We start from the raw sequence: 1,185 nt of genomic DNA, 5'->3' as shown, positions 1-1,185 counted from the left end.
CTTAATATGAGGCTTTTTATTTGGCTGAATACGGTGTTTTCGTCTTTTGGGTCCCAGACTTCCATTATTCTTTCTCTACCAGCATTTTATCCTTTTTAAATTTTTCCAGGTCAATATCATAGACGATATTGAATGAAATAGAACGCCGTTCCTGATTCTTGGTCCTGAATGGATAGGCTGTGTGATGTAGCCACGCCGGAAAGACGTGAAGCTCTCCTACCTTGGGGGACACTTGCATATTATTTCTGTTGAATGCTTGTGGTGTTCCCGCAATGAACTGGATATCACCCACTGCCGGATGGTGGTCCTCGTTCTTGTATTCTTCCGCCAAACCTTCCGGTACCTTCAAGTAAAGAACGCCGGATAAATCACCGGAGTGAATGTGCAGTGGATTAAAATCCCCAGCCCATTGGCTTACGCCCCATACTGTGATGACCTGGCATCCTGTAATATATTTTCTATCAACATTTGTAGTGCCAGGAGGAGCATTCCTTAAATAAGCAAAACTTAATTGATCTTTTGATCCTCGTAGGTCAACGGCGAGCATGCGTTGAGCCATGCTTCTTAAAATATTATAGAAATTTTCTTCCTTCTGAATGAATTCAGTGCTGAGTTTAAATTCCTTCTTGACATTTCCAGCCAGTTGTCCTGAGTAATCATAGTCTTTCAATTTCTGTGGGTCGGCGAGTATTTCATCGCAGTGCGCATTCAGATTATCCACGACATATGAAGGAATAGTCGTCCGCAGTATAACGGGCCCGAAGGGGATGAGAGTATCTATGCTAATGTGTTTTTCCATGGCTTTCTCCTTTTGTGTCTTTCTTCTTGAGGGTCGCGTTAAAAGCTATGCTAATTCGCTGCCGGGTTGGATGCGGATTGGGGGTGACATCGTGCAATAAATAGGAAGGAAACAATAGTATGTCCCCATCGTAAGGATCATGGCCAATCATGTTGGCGTGCGGCATGTGTGGAGGAATCATTCGGTACAATTGCTCGTGCGTCGCGAAACGGATCACGCCGGTCCCTCCCCCCTGCACGTAATAGACTCCTGAGAGGTCCGCGTTGGCCATGTAGTGCGTATGAAATATGTTGGCGGATCCTGGCTCATTTACATTTGTCCAATAGGTTATGTCAGCAGACAATGGAATGTTGGGAAAATAATGATCCGTCCAGCTTGCAAGAATC

General features: G+C 44.8%; 2 protein-coding genes. Both read right to left on the bottom strand.

Translation table 11 applies throughout. From position 1 onward, the window contains the following. Nucleotides 1–64: 64 nt before the first annotated feature. Nucleotides 65–799, bottom strand: a complete 735-nt coding sequence (locus AC30RD_RS09665) for a putative 2OG-Fe(II) oxygenase (RefSeq protein WP_489494344.1) — start codon at nt 797–799, stop codon at nt 65–67. After that, on the bottom strand, nt 783–1,185 hold a 403-nt coding region (locus AC30RD_RS09660; protein WP_489494342.1), incomplete at its 5' end, for a putative 2OG-Fe(II) oxygenase. The genes AC30RD_RS09660 and AC30RD_RS09665, both read right to left, overlap by 17 nt.

The organism is Nitrosophilus sp. (assembly GCF_982775275.1).
Note: the sequence above shows the minus strand (reverse complement) of the source record. Positions and strands in the feature narration are given on the sequence as shown.